The sequence below is a fragment of the Anaerotignum propionicum genome, from assembly GCF_024461735.1.
Taxonomy (GTDB): Bacteria; Bacillota; Clostridia; order Lachnospirales; family Anaerotignaceae; genus Chakrabartyella.
In genome coordinates this window covers 311,311-329,632 of record NZ_JANGAD010000002.1, presented here as the reverse complement: position 1 = coordinate 329,632, position 18,322 = coordinate 311,311, and the positions used below count along the sequence as shown (strand labels likewise).

Annotated in this window: 15 protein-coding genes and 2 riboswitches; of the genes, 6 read left to right on the top strand and 9 right to left on the bottom strand. The window is 40.0% G+C overall.

What is annotated here, in order from left to right:
• Window positions 1-11: 11 nt before the first annotated feature.
• Both NE558_RS04140 and NE558_RS04135 read right to left on the bottom strand, forming a co-directional pair.
• On the bottom strand, window positions 12-935 hold the full coding sequence (locus NE558_RS04140) for a SufB/SufD family protein (RefSeq protein ID WP_256148648.1): 924 nt from the start codon (window positions 933-935) through the stop codon (window positions 12-14).
• On the bottom strand, window positions 925-1,650 hold the full coding sequence (locus NE558_RS04135) for an ABC transporter ATP-binding protein (RefSeq protein WP_256148647.1): 726 nt from the start codon (window positions 1,648-1,650) through the stop codon (window positions 925-927). Before NE558_RS04135 ends, NE558_RS04140 begins: the two co-directional genes overlap by 11 nt.
• A gap of 203 nt (window positions 1,651-1,853) precedes the next feature.
• Here NE558_RS04135 and NE558_RS04130 point away from each other — a divergent pair, with 203 nt between their 5' ends.
• Both NE558_RS04130 and NE558_RS04125 read left to right on the top strand, forming a co-directional pair.
• A complete protein-coding gene (locus tag NE558_RS04130) occupies window positions 1,854-2,426 on the top strand; it encodes a hypothetical protein (RefSeq protein WP_256148646.1) in 573 nt (190 codons plus the stop codon).
• 65 nt (window positions 2,427-2,491) lie between these two features.
• A riboswitch (THF riboswitch) is annotated at window positions 2,492-2,591 on the top strand.
• A gap of 131 nt (window positions 2,592-2,722) precedes the next feature.
• Window positions 2,723-3,235, top strand: coding sequence for a folate family ECF transporter S component (locus NE558_RS04125; RefSeq protein WP_256148645.1), 513 nt, complete (start codon window positions 2,723-2,725; stop codon window positions 3,233-3,235).
• 83 nt (window positions 3,236-3,318) lie between these two features.
• On the opposite strand, the gene NE558_RS04120 is transcribed toward NE558_RS04125, so the two are convergent.
• Window positions 3,319-3,924, bottom strand: coding sequence for a methylated-DNA--[protein]-cysteine S-methyltransferase (locus NE558_RS04120; RefSeq protein WP_330643376.1), 606 nt, complete (start codon window positions 3,922-3,924; stop codon window positions 3,319-3,321).
• A gap of 19 nt (window positions 3,925-3,943) precedes the next feature.
• Window positions 3,944-4,780, bottom strand: a complete 837-nt coding sequence (locus NE558_RS04115) for a deoxyribonuclease IV (protein WP_256148644.1) — start codon at window positions 4,778-4,780, stop codon at window positions 3,944-3,946.
• A gap of 355 nt (window positions 4,781-5,135) precedes the next feature.
• Here NE558_RS04115 and NE558_RS04110 point away from each other — a divergent pair, with 355 nt between their 5' ends.
• Window positions 5,136-5,540: a bacteriohemerythrin gene (locus tag NE558_RS04110; protein WP_256148643.1), complete on the top strand. Its 405-nt coding sequence runs from the start codon at window positions 5,136-5,138 to the stop codon at window positions 5,538-5,540.
• A gap of 170 nt (window positions 5,541-5,710) precedes the next feature.
• Here the strand turns inward: NE558_RS04110 and NE558_RS04105 are convergent, their stop codons facing one another.
• Complete coding sequence (locus NE558_RS04105; protein ID WP_256148642.1) at window positions 5,711-7,351, bottom strand: Na+/H+ antiporter NhaC family protein; 1,641 nt, start codon at window positions 7,349-7,351, stop codon at window positions 5,711-5,713.
• Between the two features lie 283 nt (window positions 7,352-7,634).
• Window positions 7,635-7,802: riboswitch (Lysine riboswitch) on the bottom strand.
• A gap of 225 nt (window positions 7,803-8,027) precedes the next feature.
• Here NE558_RS04105 and deoD point away from each other — a divergent pair.
• Both deoD and NE558_RS04095 read left to right on the top strand, forming a co-directional pair.
• Window positions 8,028-8,747 carry a purine-nucleoside phosphorylase gene (gene deoD / locus NE558_RS04100; RefSeq protein WP_256148641.1) on the top strand — a complete coding sequence of 240 codons (720 nt, stop codon included), beginning with the start codon at window positions 8,028-8,030 and terminating at the stop codon, window positions 8,745-8,747.
• A 78-nt stretch (window positions 8,748-8,825) separates the two neighbouring features.
• Entirely contained in the window at window positions 8,826-10,028 is a 1,203-nt protein-coding gene (locus NE558_RS04095; RefSeq protein WP_256148640.1) for a class I SAM-dependent rRNA methyltransferase, read from the top strand.
• A 355-nt stretch (window positions 10,029-10,383) separates the two neighbouring features.
• Here the strand turns inward: NE558_RS04095 and gltX are convergent, their stop codons facing one another.
• The 4 genes from gltX to NE558_RS04075 all read right to left on the bottom strand — a co-directional run bounded on the left by gltX (window position 10,384) and on the right by NE558_RS04075 (window position 16,693).
• On the bottom strand, window positions 10,384-11,832 hold the full coding sequence (gene gltX, locus NE558_RS04090) for a glutamate--tRNA ligase (RefSeq protein WP_256148639.1): 1,449 nt from the start codon (window positions 11,830-11,832) through the stop codon (window positions 10,384-10,386).
• A 320-nt stretch (window positions 11,833-12,152) separates the two neighbouring features.
• Window positions 12,153-13,586, bottom strand: a complete 1,434-nt coding sequence (locus tag NE558_RS04085) for a carbon starvation protein A (RefSeq protein WP_256148638.1) — start codon at window positions 13,584-13,586, stop codon at window positions 12,153-12,155.
• Window positions 13,587-14,256: 670 nt separating this feature from the next.
• Window positions 14,257-14,997, bottom strand: a complete 741-nt coding sequence (locus NE558_RS04080) for a LytR/AlgR family response regulator transcription factor (protein WP_256148637.1) — start codon at window positions 14,995-14,997, stop codon at window positions 14,257-14,259.
• The gene (locus NE558_RS04075; protein WP_256148636.1) at window positions 14,975-16,693 is read right to left on the bottom strand and encodes a LytS/YhcK type 5TM receptor domain-containing protein; all 1,719 of its coding nucleotides are present in this window, start codon (window positions 16,691-16,693) and stop codon (window positions 14,975-14,977) included. Before NE558_RS04075 ends, NE558_RS04080 begins: the two co-directional genes overlap by 23 nt.
• Before the next feature lie 377 nt (window positions 16,694-17,070).
• Here NE558_RS04075 and NE558_RS04070 point away from each other — a divergent pair, with 377 nt between their 5' ends.
• Window positions 17,071-18,234 (top strand): AI-2E family transporter, encoded by a 1,164-nt coding sequence (locus tag NE558_RS04070; protein WP_256148635.1) that lies wholly within the window; start codon window positions 17,071-17,073, stop codon window positions 18,232-18,234.
• Window positions 18,235-18,322: the final 88 nt, after the last annotated feature.

The window sequence follows — 18,322 nt, the reverse complement described above, 5'->3', positions numbered from 1 at the left end:
TTTGAGAGGTTTTATTTTAAGAACCCGTTTATAATTTGAGCTTCCGCTTCTTTTTCCGTCAATCCCAGGGTCATAAGCTTTGTCAACTGTTCCCCTGCAATTTTGCCGATAGCCGCCTCGTGAATTAAAGATGCATCCACATTGTTTGCAATAATTTCGGGCTCTGCCGCAACAATGCCTTGATCCATAATGATAGCATCACATTCAGAGTGTCCATAGCAAGCATTGTTTCCGCTTAATTTAGAACGGAACAGCTGTCTAGAATTATCTCTGGCAACAGAACGGGAAATCAACTTTGCACTGCTCCCCGCACCATCCAAGTCAACATCAAAAGAAGTTTCTGCATACTGAGAGCCATGGGTCATAATCTTCTCTTTGATTACAACCGTTGCTCCTTCTGCCAACTTAGCACTGGAAATACGTTTTGTGGAATCTACACCTTTTAGCTGTACAGTATCCATTTCCACGTAACTGTTTTCTTCTGCAATAATATGCGTTTGGGGGTTGATAATATTCTGTCCATCGCCATCCCCTTCGCCTATATGCTTTTCAATATATTTGATTTTAGCATTTTTCCCTACAAAAAAGCGATGTATTCCATCGTGCTGAGAAATTCCACTTCCACAGTTGTGGATACCGCAACCGGCAACAATGGTCACATCTGCACCTTCGCCAATATGAAAATCATTATAAACCACATCATGCAAATCAGTTTCAGTCACCAAAGCAGGAATATGCACACTTTCATTCTTGGTTCCGGGCTTCACAATAATATCAATCCCCGAGCCATCCTCTTTGGGAATAATCTGAATGGTTTCCGTAGAATTGCGTCCTGCACTCTTACCATTGCTACGGATATTAAACGCACCGGCAGTGGGAATATTTTGAATACCTGCCACCTCAGCGAGTAAATTTTTAATAATGTCACTCAACATGGTATGAAACCCCCTTAAAATACTTGCAACCCAAATCCACACCAAACAATCCGGGTAAAACCTCTTCTTTTGTCCCCACCTTGGAAACTTCACCGCCGCTGATTACCACAACCTGATCGGCAATATCCAAAATACGTTCCTGATGAGAGATAATTAAAATAGACCCTTTAATTTCTCCATGCATTTTTTCAAAGACATCAATTAGATTTTTAAAGCTCCATAAATCAATGCCTGCCTCAGGTTCATCAAACAAGGTGAGCTTTGTTTTTCTTGCCATAACCGTAGCAATCTCGATGCGCTTTAATTCTCCACCGGAAAGGCTTCCATTAATTTCACGGTCAATATAATCTTTGGCACAAAGGCCAACCTCAGACAAATATTCACAAGCCGCAGCTGTGCTTAAAGCTTTCCCACTAGCAAGGGTAATCAAATCCTTAACCGTTACCCCTTTAAAGCGAACAGGCTGTTGAAACGCAAAGCTAATGCCGGAATTTGCCCGCTTTGTAATGCTCCAATCTGTAATATCTTGTCCATCCAATAAAATTTGACCGCTGACGGGCTTTTGAATCCCTGCGATAATCTTAGCCAATGTGGATTTTCCCCCTCCATTTGGCCCTGTCATAACAACAAATTTTTCATCTTCAATTACTAAATTGATATTTTTTAATATCTCTTTCCCATCAGCCGAAAAAGATACGTTCTTTAACTCCAACATATGCTTTCCTCCATTTTAAAGGCTTTCACCTTTTCTTACGCATACTACAAAAAATGCTATCCTAAATTATAACAATTTTCCAAATAGACTGTCAATATTTTTCGATTTTTTTAGCGTTTTTCCTGTATAAAAACATTCTTTTCATTTTTGCTCCCCTATATTACAATAGTATTCATACAAAACAACACAAAGGAGGGCATCCTATGCTCGGATTTCATACAGACGGCATTCGCCTTATTGGCGCATCCGATTCTTTAATCTCTTTACTCAAACAGGAAAAATTACCACTCGTTTCGGAAATCACTGGGAATACCTTAGTGTTTGCGGTTAATGAAACGAATATACTGACAAAAAAATTATATGCAGCATCCTTCTTGGCTGGAGAAACCCCTTGGTTTGTCTGCACTGTGGGTGACTACCCCCGAACGCAAAAATATACCCTGCCCTTTCGGGCTGAGACGGATTTGGCAGATTTTATCACGGCCATTTACTACGCCTCACAAGGCTTTCTTCATTTGGACTTTGAACTAACCGAACTGAAAGAAAGGCTTTCGGAAGAAAATGGACGAAAAATCGTTTCAATTCCTGAAGAGGGCTTTGGTAGCATTCCAAAAAATGCCTTTGCCATGTGTTTTTGCTTTTCCAATGGGGGCTTTATGGAAAGTGACCGTCTTTTTATGAAATTAACCAAAGAATTTGGTATGGATATGGGCAGAGTTTTGCTGGCGGGTACTTTTGACTCAAAATACTCCTTTACTCGTGCCTTTGTTCTGTAAAATAGTCTATTTACCCAATAGATAAAGAATGTTACAATGAATTTGCATGGGAAACCATGTGCAAATACAGAGTAGGGCTTTGTGCGTTAAGTGTCTTGTGGACGGGGAGTTGCCACGAGAACGAAAAGGTTATTCCTTGCGGTACAAACCCCGCATCCCGCTGTCAAATAATGAAGAAGCGATTCCTCTTTATTATCACAGCAACCCCAATAATTTGGGGCTATTTGCGTAATGTTTTACGATAATGAAGGGGTTTTTTTTAAAGACCCCGCAGAACAAAAAGGAGGTCTTTTTTCATGCAACAAAAGTTTTCTTATACCCACCGTCTTGTCATTATGGCACTCTTAATGGCGCTCTCAATTATCTTATCTCGATTTTTATCTATCTCTGCATGGGATTTAAAAATCGGGTTCGCCTTCGCACCCATTGCCTTGGCAGGTATGCTTTTAGGCCCTATCTCCGCAGGGATTGTGGCGGCAGCTGCAGATTTTCTTGGAGCAACACTGTTCCCCATCGGGCAATTTTTTCCCGGGTTCACCCTCACAGCATTCCTTACCGGTATACTGTTTGGTGCTTTTCTACACAAAAAAGTGAATGGCAAAAATATTGTGTTGGCGTCCATAACCACTCAAGTCATTGGGTCTTTGCTTTTAAATACCCAATGGATTTCAATGCTATATGGCACACCATTCTGGGCATTAATGCCTACAAGAATCATACAAACCTGCGTGATGACTGTGATCCAAATTATTGTTATCCGTATTTTGGCAGGATATGCACCCCAAATTTTTAAAATGCAAAAAGTGTAAACTGTTGTAAATAGGACTACACTATAACAAACAATAAAAGCTGTTGGCATTGATTCTCCCCTGCCAACAGCTTTTCATATTTATTATCTATATTTTGTTTCATGGCTTAATAAGAAAATTTTATTTTCTAAGCCGCCCCCATAACCCACTAATTTCCCATCACTGCCGATGACACTATGACAGGGGATGACAATGGCCAAGGGATTCTTATTATTTGCCATGCCAACTGCCCGAAAAGCCTTTTCCGAATCAACCTGCTTTGCAATGTCACCATAGGAGGCAGTGGCGCCATAAGGAATCCTTGCCAGTGCCTGCCACACCTTTTTTTGAAAGTCTGTGCCCATAGGGCGCAAAGGAACGTCAAAAGACATTCTTTCCCCCTTAAAATATTCCTTGAGCTGCTTCTCTGTTTTTTCCAGCAAAGGTGTATTTTCTATGATGTAAGGTGTATTGATTCCCTTATGAAAAGATACACGAGTAAGGAAACCATCCTCTTCACCCAATACCAATATCCCAATCGGGCTATGATAAAAATGGATTTTCTCCAATACAAACCCTCCGTTCTTTAAAATCATACATCCAAGGTCTCGGGGCTGTGCCCCCAATCCCCCAAGCCTTTGCAAAGGCTTGACCCAAACTTTTGCATCCTTAAATTTCATTTTTGCCAGTGCATATTTTAAATCAACCAATCCCCATAAATCTTGAGAATCAGCCTTCTTTTCTCTTCGCTTTTAACAACGCAATCTCCGCTCCATATCCTTCTAACTCATTTGGCGTTTCCAAATAAAAAGGCAAATGCATCAGCTTAGGGTGATTTATGATTGTGGAAATCCCTTCTAATCCCAAAGACCCCTCACCAATTTTTTCGTGGCGATCTTTATGACTTCCCATAGGGTTTTTACTATCATTTAAATGAATGGCCTGCAACCGATCCAAACCGATAATGCCATCGAATTCAGCCAGAACACCGTCTAAATCCCCCACAATGTCATAACCCCCGTCATAAACATGGCAGGTATCCAAACAAACCCCCATCCGCTCATGTCCATCCACTTGCTGAATAATTTCATTGATTTCCTCAAAACTACGCCCTACTTCACTGCCTTTGCCCGCCATTGTTTCCAACAAAATGGGGGTTTTTCCTCCATTTTTTAAAACCTCTCTCAGCATCTGGGATATAACCTGAATTCCCACTTCTGCTCCCTGCTTTACATGACTGCCGGGATGAAAGTTATACATTACATTGGGCAAAAGCTCCAGCCGCTCTAAGTCCTCCTCCATCATCCGTCGGGCAAATGCCCTCAACCCTTCATCGGCTGAACAGGCATTCATGGTATAGGGGGCATGGGCTAACAGCGTACCAAACCCCTTCTCTTTGGCAAAAGCAACATATGCCTCCAAATCCCCTTTATCCAGCGCCTTCACATTGCCCCCTCTTGGGTTTCTTGTAAAAAACTGAAAAACATTGGCACCGATTTTCTCCGCATCCTTACCCATGGCAAGGTAACCCTTTGCCGCAGATAAATGACAACCAATCCAAAACATGGACATACCTCCTCTTGAAAAGGGAAAGATAAACGTTTCCCCTTACTTTATCTCAACTTAACCTCGCTTTGGTGCTTTTCAAAATTCCCCACCCTAATAACTAATCATAAACACTTTTCTCTGTATCCATAGGAGTTTTTCCATCTTTGCCCTAATCATACTGGAAAGATTGTTTTTTCGCAAGCCCAATCAGCACTACCCTTGCAATTGGGCCAAATCCTTATTTGTTTCTAGTAAAAAGTAATCATTCTTCTTTAATATGTTGTTGCATTTGCAATAAAATGTGTTAAAATATAACAAAAGATATTTTCGATGATTTAAAACAAAATACGCTTAAAATATAAGGAGGTATTTTATGGCTTTTACATGGACAAAAGATTTGGAAACAGGAAACACTCAAATTGATACAGAACACAAACAACTGATTCAGGCAATTAATAATCTTTTAGATGCTTGCTCCACTGGCAAAGGGCGCGCCGAGGTTATAAATACCGTAGATTTTTTGGCTCAGTACACAAGAACCCATTTTTCCCATGAACAGATATTACAGCAAAAATATAAGTATCCCGACTTCGAAAATCATAAAAAACTCCACGAGAATTTTATTAAAGTGGTAGATGGCATTGCGGCTCGTCTAAAAAAAGAAGGTGCGACCATTCAATTGGTAGGCGAAGTAAATATGCAGGTGGGCAGCTGGCTCATTAATCATATTAAACGGGAAGATGTTAAGGTTGCAAAGCACATTCTTTCCCAGCAGTAATATACATAACTTAAAAACGAAAACCCAATTACATGGTAGTAGCACTACTTGCAATTGGGTTTTTCTTTTTTTAGATTCTAAGAAAAAACTTTCATTCTAAACAAAAAAGCAGATGTTATCCATCTGCTTTTTTACTTCAATCTAGTTTTGTCAACCTATGATGAAGGCAATTATGCCCTTTTCTCTTTCGCATCATAAATACCCTTAAGGATAAAAATGGTAACAATCATACTTACGATGGCAATGGGAAGATTAATCATCCAATTCTGAATCATAGCAGCTAAAATATAATTCACTGCAGAAACAGCCGCTACCGTAAAGGCATAAGGTAACTGTGTGGAAACATGATTGATATGGTCACACTGGGCGCCTGTGGAAGCCATGATGGTGGTATCAGATATTGGTGAGCAATGATCGCCACATACAGCACCAGCCAAGGTAGCCGCTACAGTAATGACCAATATTTCGCTTGTAGGGTCTAAAATTGGCACTACTATAGGTAAAAGTATACCGAAGGTTCCCCATGAGGTACCTGTTGCAAATGCTAAGAAAACGGCAATTAAAAATACAATAACTGGCAATAACACTTGCAACATGCCTAAGTTGCTTTCTAAAATTCCTGCAACAAACTGGTCTGCACCCAATAGGCCGGTAATACCACTTAAAGTCCAAGCAAAAGTTAAAATTAAAATTGCAGGAACCATAGCCTTAAAACCATCAGGCAAGCAAGACATAAATTCGTTGAAAGTAAGTACACGACGAGGAATATAAATTAAAAATGTAATAAGCAACGCTCCAGCAGAGCCTAAAAGCAAGCCAACAGAAGCATCGCATCCAGCAAAAGCATTCACAAAGGTTTCTCCTTCGAAAAATCCGCCGGTATAAATCATACCAACAACGCAGGAGATAATCAAAACAACAACAGGCAATACCAAATCAATTACTTTCCCCTTGCCCGTTACTTCCCCATCAGAACAATCTGCATAGGGTCTTTCTGGTGTGGTATAAATATCGTCATTCATCTGGGCGTTCATCTCATGCAGACGCATAGGCCCAAAGTCGAAATTTAATACAGTTAATACTATCATAGTTATAATAGTAAGCAGTGCATAGAAATTGTAAGGTATTGCACGGATAAATAAATCCAGCCCATTCACACCGCTCACAACACCAGCAACTGCTGCTGCCCAAGAGGAAATGGGTGCTATAATACAAACAGGTGCTGCCGTTGCATCAATAATATATGCCAGCTTTGCACGGGAAATCTTATGCGTATCTGTTACAGGACGCATAACACTACCTACGGTTAAGCAGTTGAAATAATCGTCAACGAAGATTAAAACACCCAGCATAAAGGTAGATAACAAAGCACCCTTTCTGGTTTTAATTTTATTACGTGCCCATTCACCGTAAGCCGCAGAACCTCCAGCCTTGTTCATCAATGATACCATAATACCCAGAATAACTAAGAAAATGATAATACCTACATTCCAACTATTTGACAGCTTTGCCAGCAAGCCGCCATCCGTTTCATTTGTAAGAATTGTCAGATATGCCTGTTTCAAATTAAAATTATTGTAAAACAGAGCACCCACAACAATACCTACAAATAAAGAGGAGTAAACCTCTTTGGTAATCAGTGCCAAAATAATCGCTACCAATGGTGGAACCAAGGACCAAAATGTTGCATACATATTGCTAATTTCCCCCGCTTCCGCCTCCCCGGCAAAAACAGTGAACGTCATCGCCATGATCAAAAGCATAAATACAATGAGCTTATTGAGCATGGGCTTTTTCTTTGTGTTGTACATAACCCTTCCCCTTTCCGGAATCATAAAAAATGTATTATACCCTTCGCTATGGAAACTTGCTTAAGACTAAAGATTATCAGGCAATACCCTCTTACCATCTACCCCAGCTTGTTTTCCCTTCTGAAATCAATACACATTATTTTGAAACAAAGGTATTCCCGGATTCCGATGCATGTCCATTCCCTAAAAATCTATGTAGCATGGGAGAATCTGCATTTCAGAACAAAAAAACAAAGCCATGGGGCGCATGGCTTCAGAAGGATCCTATATTGGGATATTCCGAGTTTCCGATAGCGCTCCACATAAGTGACAGTACATTACATATTTTGCAATGCACCAGCCAAGGCCCCTAAGGCAGGAAAACCCGACTTCGGCAATGATCCCTTTCTCCCTACCGTCGCCTTAACGTTTTTGAAGGGTTACTCATGAGCACTGCACCTCTATCTTATATAAATGTTCCGTCGGCAAAAACCGACTTTCTTTCATAAATACCATACCCCCCAGCTAAAGTCAAGCCTTTTCCATGAAAAACACCCTATCTGGAAGTTTTTTCGTATATGAAATGTCTTTTTCTCATGGACTATTCCCTTAAAACCGAAAAAATGGTATAGTATGGTATAGAAATAGGATAAAAAGCAAAACTGTATTCTATAGAGAACAAAGGAGGTAATTTCTTATGGCAACACCACATATTTCAGCAGAAAAAGGGGAGTTTGCAAAAACCGTGTTGATGCCCGGTGATCCCTTACGCGCAAAATTTATCGCCGAAACATTTTTGCAGGACGCCGTATTAGTCAATAATGTCAGAGGTATTCAAGGCTACACAGGCACATATAAGGGAACGAGGGTCTCCGTTATGGCCAGCGGCATGGGCATGCCCTCCATGGGGATTTACAGCTATGAGCTGTTCTCCTTCTATGATGTGGAAAATATCATCCGTATCGGTTCCGCAGGGGCTTTCAATGATAAGCTTCAACTGCGAGATATTGTAGCCGGCATGGGCGCAAGCACCACGTCTAACTTTGGTGCACAGTATGAAATTGCAGGAACCCTCTGTAATTTAGCAGATTATGAACTGTTAACAGCGGCAGTGGATTCTGCAAAAGAACTAGGGCAGGAACTAAAGGTAGGCAATATTTTGTCCTCTGATACCTTCTATGATGACCGTCCAAACAACATGGAAAATTGGACAAAAATGGGCATCCTTTGCGTAGAAATGGAAGCTGCGGCCTTATACATGAACGCAGCCAGATTGGGCAAAAGAGCTTTGGCTCTTTTAACCATTTCGGACAAACCCCTTACAGGGGAAGAAACCACAGCTGAAGAAAGACAGAATACCTTCACGCAAATGATGGAAATTGCCTTAGAAACAGCACTGAAAATGGACAAAAAATAATCGTACTATTACTTGGGGGTATCGAAGCTTCGGTACCCCCCTTATTCTTTTTACCCCACACAACAGGAGGATTTTTATATGGAATTACCCATTGTCACCCTAAAAAAGGGTGAAGGCCGCATGTTAAAAGCAGGCGGGCTTTGGATTTATGATAACGAAATTGCGCAAACCGATGAAGGCATTGTCAATGGTCAGTTGGTATCTGTTTTGGATTTTGACGGCTACCCCTTGGGCACAGGCTTTTACAACAATCATTCAAAGATAATTATTCGAATGATGACACGAGATAAAAATACCGTAATTGATGAGGATTTTCTTCGTCGCCGCGTGGAAGCCGCGTGGGCTTACCGCAAAAAAACCGTAGACACCTCCTCCTGCCGCCTTATTTTTGGTGAGGCGGATTTTTTACCCGGACTAATTGTTGATAAATTCTCTGATGTGTTGGTGGTACAATCTCTAGCCTTAGGCATTGACAACATGAAGACTTATATTTTGAACCTTTTGGTTGAAATATTAGAAAAGGACGGCATATCCATTCGGGGTATTTATGAAAGAAGTGACGCAAAAGTACGTCAACAGGAAGGTATGGAACGGGTGAAAGGATTCCTAAGCCATCCCTTTGATACAAAAGTTGAGATCATCGAGAACGGCGTAAAATATATGGTTGATGTAGAAGATGGACAAAAAACAGGCTTTTTTCTTGACCAAAAATATAACCGTGCCGCCATTCACAAGCTTTGCCAAGGGGCTGACGTATTAGACTGCTTCACCCACACAGGCTCTTTTGCTTTAAATGCGGGCATTGCAGGTGCAAGAAGGGTTTTGGGCATTGATGCCTCTCAGCTTGCCGTTGACCAAGCTACAGAGAATGCCAAGTTAAACAGCTTGGAAAGCGTGGTTCATTTTCAATGCGAAGACGTTTTTGAGCTTCTTCCCCGTTTAGAAAAGGAAGGGCAGAAATTTGACGTCATAATTCTTGATCCACCCGCGTTTACAAAATCCAGAAACTCCATAAAAAATGCAATCAAGGGTTACCGTGAAATTAACTTGCGGGCAATGAAACTGGTGAAAGACGGCGGATTTTTAGCAACCTGCTCCTGCTCCCATTTCATGACCCCCGAATTGTTCACACAAACCATTGGTCAGGCCGCAAAAAATGTGCATAAGCGTCTTCGACAGGTGGAATATCGCACCCAATCTCCCGACCACCCCATTCTTTGGGCTGCAGATGAGTCCTATTATCTAAAGTTTTATATCTTTCAGGTGTGCCAAAATCCCTGATTTTTCTTGAACTACGAAGAACAGGCAATGATTATAGCCCATACTGCTATAATCATTGCCTGTTCTTTTTTTTGAGGGGAGGTATATCTATGTCAATATATTTGAAAAGCCCGGAAAGGCTTGTTTGCAATTTCATATACATAGGATACCAAATCTTTTTGAAGAAACAATGGACAAAAACCGTCATTTCCTTTAAGAATTGCCGAATAGAATCTTAACGAAAAAAACCTTCTTAAGCTAAATAACAAGGTTTGCTTACATAGATAACCAAAAAGCCCATACTGCAGGGCATATCCCCACAATACAGGCTTGGTTTTTAAAAGAATCTTAGCTTAATGTAATGCAAAACTTCCCATTAATTGCTTAAAAGAGCAATGCCCTTTTCCAAACGGCGAAGGGTTTCTTCCTTACCCAAAATGTCTGCCAATTCGATGGCACCGCCGGGGGAAGTAGGCTCACCTGACAAAGCTGTTCTTACAGGCCACAGCAACTGTCCATTTTTAATTCCCATCTCCCCAACCAATGCAATCAAGCTGTCATGGATTGTTGTCTCGCTCCACTCCGCCAATTCCTGCAAAACAGGAATTGCAGCCTTTAAGCTGGTCAATGCAATGGCATCATCAGTTTTCATTTTCTTATGGGTATACAGCTCTGTTCCATACACAGGCAATTCCTTAAAAAAGGCAACCAGAGCAGGAATATCGTTCAGGGTTTCCAAACGTTTTTGCAAAAGCACGGCTATTTTTTTGCCATCCAACTGTGTTTCTCCCAAGGCTTCCCTAAGCTTTGGCTCAGCCAGGTCATAGAATTTTTCAAATTCCATAGCCTTCATATACTCGCCATTCATCCATGTTAATTTCTTAATATCAAAAATTGCCGGAGATTTGCTTAAGCCTGCAATATCAAATTTCTCCTCAAGCTCCTGCAATGTGAAAATCTCAGTATTATCAGAAGGGCTCCAGCCTAACAATGCAATGTAATTTACAATTGCCTCAACCAAGAATCCCTCTCTCACCAAGTCTTCAAAGGATTTATCCCCATGGCGCTTAGAAAGCTTATGGTGTGCATCCCTCATAACAGCAGGCAAATGCACGTAAACCGGCGCATCCCATCCAAAGGCTTGATACAACAGATTGTACTTGGGTGTGGAGGATAAATACTCGCTACCTCTTACCACGTGGGTAATTTTCATCAAGTGGTCATCAACCACGTTGGCAAAGTTATAGGTGGGAAACCCATCTGCCTTCATGAGAATTTGGTCATCCAGCTCTTTATTTTCCACAGTGATTTCGCCATAAACCATATCCTGAAAGGTGGTTGTTCCCTCTTCCGGCATTTTTTGGCGAATAACAAAGGGCTCACCTGCATTTAACTTCTCCTGCACTTCTTCCTTGGTTAAATGGAAACAATGGCGGTCATACTTGGCAAATGCCGCCCCTTCACCATTATTTTCTTTCAAGGCCTCCAAGCGCTCCTTGGTACAGAAGCAATAATACGCTTCTCCCTTTTCCACCAATTCCTTGGCATAATCCATATACATACCCATGCGCTCACTCTGTATATAAGGGCCAAATTCACCACCAACATCAGGGCCCTCATCATGATGCAACCCTGTCATTTTCAATGTATTATATATAATATCTGTAGCGCCTTCAACCAAACGTCCCTGGTCTGTATCTTCAATACGTAGAATGAATTTCCCCCCCTGAGACTTAGCAATCAAATATTCATATAACGCCGTACGCAAATTGCCAATATGCATATATCCCGTTGGACTGGGCGCAAACCTTGTTCTGATTTCCATTTTAAATACTTCCTTTCACAAAATAATCCTGCAAGCTTTATTATGACTTATTCTAGTTTATACGCAAACCTGTCCGCTGTAAAGCCCTTTTTCCTGAGGGTTTGGTGCCATTCTTACAAAATATTTCGCAACAGGTTTTTTAATTTCTGTCCTTGATTCTTTCTATTATAGCCCTATTTTATATAGCTATTTTATAAATATTTAAAAAGCCCCATTGCAATGCAAAACTTTTGCACGCAATGGAGCCTGTTATCCTTTGTATAATCTTTATACCCCTAGGCTGTATTGCAACCTATAAGGAATTCTTTCGTAAAAATAAATCAAGCGCTTGCAGTAGTATCTTGCTCAGCTGCATAATCTTTATTCATGATTTTCACTATAAAGAGAATGAAGCAAAGGGCTGCAAAAATAATACCTGCAGGATAGGAGAACCCTGCGCTTAACTGAAAGCCTTCTGGTGCCATCAAAATATAGGTACAGCTTACAGCTGACATAAATGTTGCGGGAATAACTGCAACCCAAGGCAAAATTTTATTCTTACGCAAGTATGCTGCTGCTGCCCAAAGGGCAATCATAGCTAACGTTTGGTTACTCCAAGAGAAATATCTCCAAATAATTGTGATGTCTACCTGAGAAAGTAATGTACCAACTACTAACAACGGAATGGTAACAGCAAGTCTGGGTTTGATTTTTTTCTGGTCAATCTTAAACCAATCAGCAATAACCAATCGAGCACTTCTAAAAGCGGTATCGCCGGAAGAAATAGGACAAGCAATAACGCCAACCATTGCAATCACTGCACCGATGGATCCAAGAAGGGTATTACAAATTTCATAAACAACTCCACCCTGTCCGCCAAGTCTTGAAATTGCCTCTGCCAATCCCCCTGTGCTTTGGTAAAAGGCAACGCCTGCCGCTGCCCAAATCAGGGCAATGACACCTTCGCAAACCATGGCGCCATAGAAAATTTTTCTGCCGTCTTTTTCACTCTTCATGCAACGTGCCATCAGAGGAGACTGGGTTGCATGGAAACCGGAAATAGCACCACAAGCAACAGTAATAAACATGAAAGGCCAAATTGCCTGTCCATTAGGATGAAGGTTGCTAAATGTAATTTCAGGGATGGTATAGCCTTGCATCACAATTCCACTGGCTACACCCAGAGCCATAACAATCAAACAAATACCAAAGATAGGATAAATTTTACCAATCAATTTATCAATAGGTACTAAAGTAGCCAAGAAATAGTAAGTGATTACTACAATCAGCCAAAATTTAGCATCTAATGTTTCAGGAGTCAGCATTGCCAAAAGAGCAGAGGGGCCTGTTGCAAAAACAGTACCAACCAAAACCAGCAATACAACTGAGAAAATACGCATCACAGTTTTCATAAAGGGCCCAAGATAAATGCCTACAATTTCAGAAATACTGGTGCCTTTATGACGCATAGAAATCATACCCGAAAGATAATCATGCACACCACCCGCAAAAATTGTACCAAAGGTGATCCATAAGAATACGGATGGCCCCCACAATGCACCAGCAATTGCACCATAAATGGGTCCTAACCCCGCAATGTTTAATAACTGAATCAAAAAAATTTTACCATTACCCATTACTACGTAGTCTGTTCCATCCGCCATAGCTACAGCAGGGGTCTCTCTTTCGTCGGGCTTAAAGGTTCTTTCAATGAAAGCACCATATACTACATAACCTACGATAAGAATTGCAAGACATACGAAGAAACTAATCATAACTTTCCCCTTCCTCTCATTAAAAATATGTATTTTATAAGTTCTACTGCTCATGATGAGCAGTACTTATGCCATCTGTATTCCCCAGACAGCACAAATGGCACATCCCTTAAGATATCTGTTTCCAAGCTTGATAAAGCTGATCTGTAACCATCCAAAAAACAGTGGTCCGAAGTTTATTGCCCGTTCAAGGTTTTTTTAAAACCCAGCGATAAACTTCTAATATTGTAAAACCAAACTGCACCACTGTAATATCTTAACTTTGTCTATACCTTGTCACACATTTCTTAAGAAATATGATTCTAAGGTAAGAATAGCGCTTTTTCCCGCTTTTGTACTGTTTTTTGTTGTCACTGGTTATTATCCAAGGATAAAAAGCTGAAATCCCTGTGCAAAATGCATTTTATTTTAATGAAATTTTAACGTATCTATCCAAATTTAGTATAAAAATTTAAAGATAAATGATATTTGTTGCATTTATTCCGTAGGTATAATAATAGAATTTAATTGTTTTCCTTAGAAACAATTTCAATCATTTTGTTTATTTCTTCTCAAGCAATAAATCCTAAAATCCCTCTTACGACAAAAAAAGAGCTTTCTCTCATTTATTTCAATGAAGAAAAGCCCTTTTCATTCATAACTTTGAAATTTATTATTATCTTTTGCTAGACTACATACTGAAAAGCCGTTTCAACTCTTTTATCTGGTTTCTGCCTACCGTTAAAACTTCCTTTTCATAACCTTGCATTTTCACACAAGTAGTATTGTTAAACCAAGGATATATCTCTATCACATACTCAAGATTAATCAAATAGCTTTTATGAATACGGAAAAATCCACTTTCCCTCAGCCGTTCCTCATAGGAATTCATGGAACAGGACGCTGTATAAGACTTTCCCTTGGCATGAACAATGCATGCCCGTTTCCCCGTTTCAATGTATACAATATCTGCAATATCTAATAAAATCATTTTTTTGTCGCAGTTAATGGAAACCTTTGAAATAGCTTTTTTCTCATCTTCCCTTTGGGATGTCTTCTCACTGGCTTCTGTTCTACGCTTTTTTAGAAACCGTTGTATCGTTTGCTCAATTCTTTTGGGATCAAAGGGCTTTAGAATGTAGTTTAATGCATCAATATCAAAGGCCTTCTCAGCATAACTGTTATATGCAGTGGCAAACACAATTTCAACCTGCGGATGGGCTTTTTTAGCCATGGCGGCCAAAGTAGTACCATCCATATCCCCTAAATTAATGTCCATAAAAATCAAATCGAAATCTTCTTTCAAAAATAACTCCATGGCCTCGGCTCCGGAGCTGGCCTCCATGATTTCCCCATCCCTGATACAGTCTAAAATCAAATGCCGAAGCTCACTTCTAGATGGTCTTTCGTCATCCACGATTGCTATTTTCATCTACCTCCACCCCCTTTTCCATTGGAATTTTAATAGTCACTTCCGAGCCTTCTGACGAAGCTTGAATTTCCAAACCATAATCCTGTCCATAAATACTACGCAGTCTCTTGTCCACATTGGAAAGCCCAACCTTTGAACTATCCAAGGTATCATTATGCAATGCATTTATAATTTCCTGTGGGATACCATATCCCGAATCCTTTACTGTAATTCCCACCATTTTCTCTGTTTGCCACGCTTGAATGGAGACCCTGCCAGCACTTCTCTTCATTGCACCATGCTTCACAGCATTTTCTACAATAGGCTGTAAGATAAAGCTTGGCACCTGACAGTGCAAATCTGTAGGCACGTGGATGTCTAATGTCAACCTTTCCTCAAACCTAGCTTTCTCCAATTGCAAATAAGCGTCCACATGAGAAAATTCATCATAAATATCAATCATATATTGATTGGTATTCAAGGTATTTCTGAAATAAGTGCTAAGAACAATTAATAATTCCCTCGCCTTTTCCGGCTTCTCACGACAAAACGCGGTAATGGTATTTAAAGCATTAAACAAAAAATGGGGATTGATTTGAGATTGCAGCGCCCTAAACTCTGCCTTTTGCAACATCTCCCGTTGTTTTTGCCCCTCTGCCAATTCCAATTGGGTGGAAAAGAGCTTTGCCAAACCATCAACAAAATCTTTGTCTGTTTGTATTGAAATTTTAAATTTCTTGGTAAATACCAAAATAGCCCCCACTACATTACCTTTACTATGCAAAGGTGCTCCCACAATGGTAAAATTCTTTAAATGCTCATAAAAAATATCCCCCGCTTCTGCCCCTTCGGCAACCATTACCCGATTTTTACCGATCACCAATTGGGCAATTTGAGGTAAGGATTTTCCCTCCATATGATCTTGTAATGCCGCAACATCACATTGGTAGCTGAGTATCTTTTCTCTATCTGTTATAACCACTCCGCCATCTTTTACATTTTCCAAAATCATCTTGGTGACCTTATCCATATTTTCTTTGTTATACATCCCTTTTCGTAAAAAAGGCAGGCACTGCTCGGAAATATCAAAGGCTAGTTTAATTCTTTTGGCAGACTCATTATCCTGCTCTATGAAAATAGAATTGAAAACAGAAATGAAAATTACCATGCCCAAAGAATTAAATAATATCATTGGCACCGCAATGATTTGCACCGTCTCCAGTGCCGCAGGGTAAGGCTTTGCCACCAGTAAAATGATTATCATTTGAAATACCTCTGCCAAGGCAGAAATCAAAAAAATATCTATTTTTTTCCAGTCATTCCGTTTTAAATATTTTGATGCTAAAACACCAATAACACCCTCAACAAAAGTAGAAATTGCACAAGCCGCAGAGGTGAATCCTCCCACGTCAAAAAAATATCGATGCAATCCACCGATTATTGCCGCTCCCATCCCTACAATAGGCCCCCCAATAATCCCCCCTGACATTACGCCAATAACACGGGTATTCACAATGGCACCATTTACATCCGTTCCTGTGTAGGTGGACAAAACACTAATCAAACCAAATATTATGGCCAATGCAACATTGGATTTGATATCTGCCTTATAAGAAAACATAAATTGTTTGATGAAGGTTGTTTTTGTCAAAAGCTGGGCAATAATTACCAGCATAGATAAATTCAATATTAAATTTTTCAAAATATCCAGTGTCATATACTTCCTCCATTTATTACAATTTCTTTAGATTAAGGATACTACAACCCACCAAAACGGTCAACATAAGGGATTTTGTTCTTCTTATTATCTCACGTGAATTCCAATAAATCCTTCTATTCTTTGGTTTTTGGTACTCATATTTTTTTATAATAAAACAGGAGATTTATATCTTCCAAAATGGGCATTTATCCGTCACCAAAAGATGGAATTCATTGCTATTTTTATTTGCACATGCTATACTAATTCAAATTATAATGTTTTTTATCAGCCCAAACAGGCAAGGTTTCGGCTGTCCCACATAAATCTTTTTCATCTGCTTGGCAGTTTATATGGTGATTTGCAACTCCCAAAAAACAGAAAGAAGGTGTTCCGAAATGGAGCTGGATCAAAACAATATTCGAAAAATAAGAGGTCTGATTGTTTTTGCCATTCTAATTCTAATTGGACTTTACCGCTTTGACATTGTAATAGGCTCTATCAGTTTTATACTGCATATCCTGCTACCATTATTCTTGGGCTGCGCCATTGCATTTATTTTAAGCGTTCCCATGGATCGGATTCAAAAAATGCTGTTTACCAAGCCGTTGCTTACGGCAAAAGGAAAGAAGAAACAGCATATAGAAAAAATGGTACGCCCTATCAGCCTCGTCTTGGCTATCATTTTTGTGCTGGCACTGCTGTTTATTGTTACTGCTCTGGTTTTGCCCCAGCTGGCAACCACCGCAAGCGATTTGGCGCAATCTCTGCCCCAAAGAGTCTCTGACCTTGAAGCAAAACTTGAAAGCTTCTTTTCCGCAAACCCCGAAGCATTATCTTATCTGTCAACCATCGAGATTGATTGGCAAAAGTTGGTAACCGGTGTGGCTGACTTTTTTAAGTCAGGTATAGGCAATATCTTGGACTCCACTTTTGTGGTAGCAAAGGGTATATTAAGTGCCTTTACCTCCTTTTTCATTGGTTTTGTTTTCGCTTGCTATATCTTACTGCAAAAAGAAACCTTAGGCAGACAAATTCGAAAGCTTCTTTTTGCTTTTCTACCACAAAAATATGCGCAAAGAACAATTGAAATCTGTGATCTGACTCACAAAATTTTTGCCAGCTTCCTTGCCGGTCAATGCCTAGAGGCAGTTATCTTAGGCTTTATGTTCTTCGTAGCAATGACTATTATGCGCCTTCCTTATGCACTACTAATCGGTGTATTTATTTCTTTTACCGCACTAATCCCTATTTTTGGAGCTTTTATCGGGCTATTGCTGGGTACATTCCTGATTTTAACGGTGAATCCAGCGCAAGCACTTATCTTTATTATCCTGTTCTTCATTTTGCAACAGGTTGAAGGTAACCTGATTTATCCCCATGTAGTAGGAGGCTCTGTTGGCTTACCCTCTATCTGGGTTCTTGCGGCAGTCACCATCGGTGGAAGTTTATTTGGAATCATTGGGATGCTTGTATTTATACCAATTGTTTCCGTTCTTTATATACTCCTTCGAGAAGCAACCAATCATCGCTTAAAAGAAAAAAATCTGAAAGTAGAATAAAAAAGTCTTAGGTATATAAAAACAAAGACGGTGAAAACCAGTTTTTTATTAGACATAAAAGGAGCGCCGATAATTTCGGCACTCCTTT

Bases quoted from the DNA above. Each gene is read 5' to 3' on its own strand.
- NE558_RS04140 (WP_256148648.1), bottom strand. From the start codon at position 935: ATGTTGAGTGACATTATTAAAAATTTACTCGCTGAGGTGGCAGGTATT.
- NE558_RS04135 (WP_256148647.1), bottom strand. From the start codon at position 1,650: ATGTTGGAGTTAAAGAACGTATCTTTTTCGGCTGATGGGAAAGAGATA.
- NE558_RS04130 (WP_256148646.1), top strand. From the start codon at position 1,854: ATGCTCGGATTTCATACAGACGGCATTCGCCTTATTGGCGCATCCGAT.
- NE558_RS04125 (WP_256148645.1), top strand. From the start codon at position 2,723: ATGCAACAAAAGTTTTCTTATACCCACCGTCTTGTCATTATGGCACTC.
- NE558_RS04115 (WP_256148644.1), bottom strand. From the start codon at position 4,780: ATGTTTTGGATTGGTTGTCATTTATCTGCGGCAAAGGGTTACCTTGCC.
- NE558_RS04110 (WP_256148643.1), top strand. From the start codon at position 5,136: ATGGCTTTTACATGGACAAAAGATTTGGAAACAGGAAACACTCAAATT.
- NE558_RS04105 (WP_256148642.1), bottom strand. From the start codon at position 7,351: ATGTACAACACAAAGAAAAAGCCCATGCTCAATAAGCTCATTGTATTT.
- deoD (WP_256148641.1), top strand. From the start codon at position 8,028: ATGGCAACACCACATATTTCAGCAGAAAAAGGGGAGTTTGCAAAAACC.
- NE558_RS04095 (WP_256148640.1), top strand. From the start codon at position 8,826: ATGGAATTACCCATTGTCACCCTAAAAAAGGGTGAAGGCCGCATGTTA.
- gltX (WP_256148639.1), bottom strand. From the start codon at position 11,832: ATGGAAATCAGAACAAGGTTTGCGCCCAGTCCAACGGGATATATGCAT.
- NE558_RS04085 (WP_256148638.1), bottom strand. From the start codon at position 13,586: ATGATTAGTTTCTTCGTATGTCTTGCAATTCTTATCGTAGGTTATGTA.
- NE558_RS04080 (WP_256148637.1), bottom strand. From the start codon at position 14,997: ATGAAAATAGCAATCGTGGATGACGAAAGACCATCTAGAAGTGAGCTT.
- NE558_RS04075 (WP_256148636.1), bottom strand. From the start codon at position 16,693: ATGACACTGGATATTTTGAAAAATTTAATATTGAATTTATCTATGCTG.
- NE558_RS04070 (WP_256148635.1), top strand. From the start codon at position 17,071: ATGGAGCTGGATCAAAACAATATTCGAAAAATAAGAGGTCTGATTGTT.